Annotated in this window: 5 protein-coding genes; 2 read left to right on the forward strand and 3 right to left on the reverse strand. The window is 72.8% G+C overall.

Features of this window, described 5'->3' with window-relative positions; genetic code table 11:
- Window positions 1-204 precede the first annotated feature (204 nt).
- Both C1I99_RS35285 and pknB read left to right on the forward strand, forming a co-directional pair.
- Window positions 205-447, forward strand: coding sequence for a hypothetical protein (locus C1I99_RS35285; RefSeq protein ID WP_146604086.1), 243 nt, complete (start codon window positions 205-207; stop codon window positions 445-447).
- Window positions 444-2,246 carry a Stk1 family PASTA domain-containing Ser/Thr kinase gene (gene pknB / locus C1I99_RS29770; protein WP_111137503.1) on the forward strand — a complete coding sequence of 601 codons (1,803 nt, stop codon included), beginning with the start codon at window positions 444-446 and terminating at the stop codon, window positions 2,244-2,246. Before C1I99_RS35285 ends, pknB begins: the two co-directional genes overlap by 4 nt.
- Before the next feature lie 137 nt (window positions 2,247-2,383).
- Here pknB and C1I99_RS29775 read toward each other — a convergent pair whose 3' ends face one another.
- The 3 genes from C1I99_RS29775 to C1I99_RS29785 form a co-directional block, all read right to left on the reverse strand.
- Window positions 2,384-3,034, reverse strand: a complete 651-nt coding sequence (locus C1I99_RS29775; protein ID WP_111137504.1) for an aminodeoxychorismate/anthranilate synthase component II — start codon at window positions 3,032-3,034, stop codon at window positions 2,384-2,386.
- A gap of 5 nt (window positions 3,035-3,039) precedes the next feature.
- Window positions 3,040-3,327: a hypothetical protein gene (locus C1I99_RS29780; protein WP_111137505.1), complete on the reverse strand. Its 288-nt coding sequence runs from the start codon at window positions 3,325-3,327 to the stop codon at window positions 3,040-3,042.
- Window positions 3,328-3,333: 6 nt separating this feature from the next.
- Window positions 3,334-4,318 (reverse strand): class E sortase (locus C1I99_RS29785; RefSeq protein WP_233512792.1); only part of this gene is annotated, 985 nt, incomplete at its 5' end.

The following is a 4,318-nucleotide window of genomic DNA, read 5'->3' on the forward strand; positions in this document are numbered from 1 at the left end:
CCCGCGCACCCGCCGCCCGCGCCGCGCCCCGCCGTGGTCGCCCCGGCCGTGTCCGCGCCGCGCCCGCCGGCGGCCCAGGCTGGACTCCCCCGTGGCGCCGCGGCCGTGCCGTCGGCCCCGGTCCGGCAGGACCGCCCGCCGGTGTACGCCCGGCAGCCCGCGCCCGCGGTGCCCGGGCCGGGGCCGCACCGGTCCCGGCCCGGCATGGTGATCCTCGCCATCCTCCTGGCCGTACTGGTACTCGTCTGCTCCGGCGTGATTTCCTACAACCTGCGGGGGCGTGTGCAGGCCGGTGAACCCGGTGCGCTCGCCCCGGGGACGGTGACGGCCGGCGTGCTGCGGCCTGACGGACGCGACGATCCGGCCGGGACGTCGTACCGTCAACAGGAACGGCCCCGGCCGGGCAGCGACGAGACGACGACGAGCGAAGGACGACAGACGCGATGACAGCGCAGGCCCGCCTGCTCGGTGGCAGGTATCAGGTCGGCGAGCTGCTCGGCTACGGCGGCATGGCCGAGGTGCACCGCGGTCGTGACCTCCGGCTCGGTCGGGACGTCGCGATCAAAATGCTCCGGACGGACCTGGCCCGGGACGCCACCTTCCAGATGCGGTTCCGCCGCGAGGCGCAGAACGCGGCGTCCCTCAACCACCCCGCCATCGTCGCCGTCTACGACACCGGCGAGGAACAGGCACCGACCGGCGAGACGCTGCCGTTCATCGTGATGGAGTTCGTCAACGGCCGGACCCTCAAGGAGGTTCTCGGCGTCGAGGGGCGGCTCCAGCCGCGCCGGGCGCTGGAGATCTGTGCCGACATGTGCGCGGCGCTGGAGTTCAGCCACCGGCACGGCATCATCCACCGGGACATCAAGCCCGGCAACGTGATGCTCACCCAGACCGGCCAGGTCAAGGTGATGGACTTCGGCATCGCCCGGGCGCTGGCCAGCGGTGCCACCACGATGACGCAGACCAGCGCGGTGATCGGCACGGCCCAGTACCTCTCGCCCGAGCAGGCGCGGGGCGAGGCGGTCGACGCCCGCTCCGACGTCTACGCCGCCGGGTGCGTGCTCTTCGAGCTGCTCTGCGGGCACCCGCCGTTCGTCGGCGACAGCCCGGTCAGCGTCGCGTACCAGCACGTCCGGGAGGCGCCGCCGACGCCGAGCGACATCAACCCGGACGTGAACCCGGCGGTCGACGCGATCGTGCTCAAGGCGCTGTCGAAGAACCCGCTCAACCGCTACCAGAGCGCCGGCGAGATGCGGGCCGACCTGCTCCGGGCGGCGGCCGGCCGGCCGGTGCTGGCCACCCCCGTGCTGCGCGAGGACGAGACGACTCAGCTGACGCCGGGCGCCGGTGCGGCGGGCTATGCCGGCGCGCCGCAGACCCGGCAGATCCCGGCCCGGGTCGGTGACCCGCGCCGGCGCAAGGCGTCGTCGTGGCTGATCGCCACCTTCGTCGCGGTCGGCGTGCTCGCGGTGTTCGCCCTGGTCGCCGCCCTGCTCTGGAACCAGCAGGCGAATCGGCAGGTCGCGGTGCCCGCGGTGACCGGCCTGACGCAGGAGCAGGCGTTCGCCGAGATCCAGAAGGCCAACCTGCAACCCCAGGCCGGCGAACAGATCTTCAACAGTACCTGCCGGAAGGGGACGGTCGCCGACCAGAACCCGGGCCCGAACGTGCGACTGGCGCCGAGCCAGGTGGTTACCGTCCAGGTCTGCGGCGGTCCCGCCACCAAGGTCATCCCGCCAGGTATCGAGGGATCGACGTACGAGAGCGCGAAGCAGCGGCTGGAGGCCGAGGGCTTCGTGGTCGCGCGGGAAGTTGTGGACAGCGCGGAACGCAAGGACACCGTGACCGACGTGTCTCCCGAGGAGGGCTCGCAGGTCGCGGAGGGCACGAAGGTCACCCTCACCGTCTCCAACGGCAACGTGGTGCAGGTGCCGAACGTGCTCAACGCCACCGAGGACGACGCCCGGGACGAACTGAAGGACGCCGGCTACCTGGTGAAGGTGGAGGAGGGCGACGCGGTGCCGCCGGACCAGGCCGGCCGGGTCTCGGCGCAGAACCCGCGGGCGGGCACCAACCTCGCGAAGGGTAAGACGGTGACCATCGTGGTGACCGTGCCGGAGGAGGTCCCGGCGACGCCGAGCGCCACGGCGACCCCGACGCCCACGACCGAGCCGACCGACGGTGAAGGTGGCGGGTTCCGCCTGTTCCCGACCAGCCCGCCGGCCCGGCTCTCCGGCGAGTGATCCGGGCCTGATCGCTGGCCGCCCGGCCGACGGCCCGCCTGGCCGGCCGAGCCGGTTCGGGAGCATCAGGTGACCGCCGTGCGCGTGCTCGTCGGCAGGATGACGACGAGTCCTGACGATCCGACGTGCGACGCCTGTCAGGTGGTGGCGAAGGCGGCGCGGCGGCGGGCGTCCACCTCGGCGGCGAGTTCCGGGGCCCGCTCCAGCGCCTCCGGATGACCGCAGCCGGCCAGCCAGTTGGCCAGCATCAGATGGCCCCCCTCGGTGAGCACCGACTCCGGGTGGAACTGGACGCCCTCGATCGGCAGCGTCCGGTGGCGCATCGCCATCACCACCCCGGAACCGGTCCAGCCGGTGACCTCCAGCTCGTCCGGCAGCGTCTCGGGTAGCACGGCGAGCGAGTGGTAGCGGGTCGCGGTGAACGGGTCGGGCAGGCCGGCGAGCACCCCGACCGAGTGGTGCCGCACCTCGGAGGTCTTGCCGTGCAGCAGCTCGGGGGCGCGGGTGACGGTGGCGCCGAACGCCTCCCCGATCGCCTGGTGGCCCAGGCAGACGCCGAAGATCGGCAACTCGCCTGCGTAGTGGCGGATGACGTCGAGGCAGATGCCGGCCCGGTCCGGGCTGCCCGGGCCGGGGGAGAGCAACACGCCGGCCGCGCCCACCCGGCCGACCTCGGCCACGTCGATCTCGTCGTTGCGCCGGACCTCGCACTCGACGCCGAGCTGGCCCAGGTACTGCACCAGGTTGAAGACGAACGAGTCGTAGTTGTCGATCACCAGCACGCGCATGGGGCTCACCTGTCCGGGGAGGGGGGCGCGGTGTTGTTCCGCTCGGTGTCGTACGGCAAGTCGTGCTCGTCGCCGGCCGGGGCGTCGCCGCCGGGCACCGCGCCACCGTCACCCGGGTCGCCGGGCACGCCGGACTCCTGGGTGACCTGCACGTCGTCGAAGGGCAGCAGGGGTTCGGCCCACGGGAAGACCACGAACCAGAGTAGGGCCACCATCGCGGCCAGCAGCAGCACGCTGCCGGTGAGCTTGCCGGCCAGGCCGAACGGCAGCTTCCGCCAGATCCAGGCGTACATCGTGCCTCAGTTCCCCAGCTCCGCCGGGCGACCCGCCGACTTCGGCTGGGTACGCGCCAGCTCCGCGTGGATGATCAGGCGCTGGTAGTTGTCGAACTTCGGGTTGCAGGTGGTCAGGGTGAGCATCCGCTTGGTGGGCTTGACCCCGGGCTTGCCCGGCACCGGCGCCACCACCTCGACCTGGGTCGGCTTGACGATCAGGCTGTCGGACACCTGGTAGACGTACCAGTCGTTCCTGCCCTCGACCACGATCACGTCGCCGTCGCCGAGCTCGTCCAACCGCCAGAAGGTGGCCTTGTTGCGGTGTCCGGCGACGGAGAAGTTACCCACCTCGCCCGGCATCGCGCTGGTCGGGTAGTGGCCGGGCGCGTACCGGATGTCCTTCTGGCTGACGCCCTCGACCACCACCCAGTTCTTGTCCAGCTTCGGGATGTAGAGCCCGGCGATCGGCTTGCCCTGCACCGGCGGTGGGGGCTTGGTGGAAGCGCTCGCCGACGGGGCGGCCACCGTCGGGTCGCCGGTCGGTCCCCACGCCTGCGCCAACTGCTGGCTCAGGTCGTCCTGGTGGGCGTCGACGATGGCCGACTTGCCCCAGATCTCGTACCCGGCGAAGAGGAGCACCACCAGGCCGAAGGTGATCAACACCTCGCCGGTGACCCGGACACCGGTGCGCAACCGGGAGGCGAGCGACGGACGGGTCAGCTCCGAGTAGACGCTCTTGTAGCCCTCGCCGGTCTGCTCCGGGCGCAACTGCACCACCCGCTCGCCCCGGCGGGCTCGGGGAGGCTCGGCGGCGACGTCCTCGGGCTCACCGGTCGCCCCCTCCGGCTGCGGCGTGCGGGGAACCGCGCCCATCAGCGCGGTCGAGTCGAGCGGGGGTGGGCCGATCCGGGTACGCCCGGGTACGGCCGGGATCAGGGCGGTGGCCCCGGGGTCGGCGGGGCGGTCCGGGCCGGACGCGGGCATCGCCGGGCCGGCGGCCGGGCCGACC

Source organism: Micromonospora deserti, assembly GCF_003236335.1.
GTDB classification, from domain to species: domain Bacteria; phylum Actinomycetota; class Actinomycetes; order Mycobacteriales; family Micromonosporaceae; genus Micromonospora; species Micromonospora deserti.

Coding starts and splice junctions, on each gene's coding strand:
- C1I99_RS29775 (WP_111137504.1), bottom strand. CDS start 3,034: ATGCGCGTGCTGGTGATCGACAACTACGACTCGTTCGTCTTCAACCTG.
- pknB (WP_111137503.1), top strand. CDS start 444: ATGACAGCGCAGGCCCGCCTGCTCGGTGGCAGGTATCAGGTCGGCGAG.
- C1I99_RS35285 (WP_146604086.1), top strand. CDS start 205: ATGGTGATCCTCGCCATCCTCCTGGCCGTACTGGTACTCGTCTGCTCC.
- C1I99_RS29780 (WP_111137505.1), bottom strand. CDS start 3,327: ATGTACGCCTGGATCTGGCGGAAGCTGCCGTTCGGCCTGGCCGGCAAG.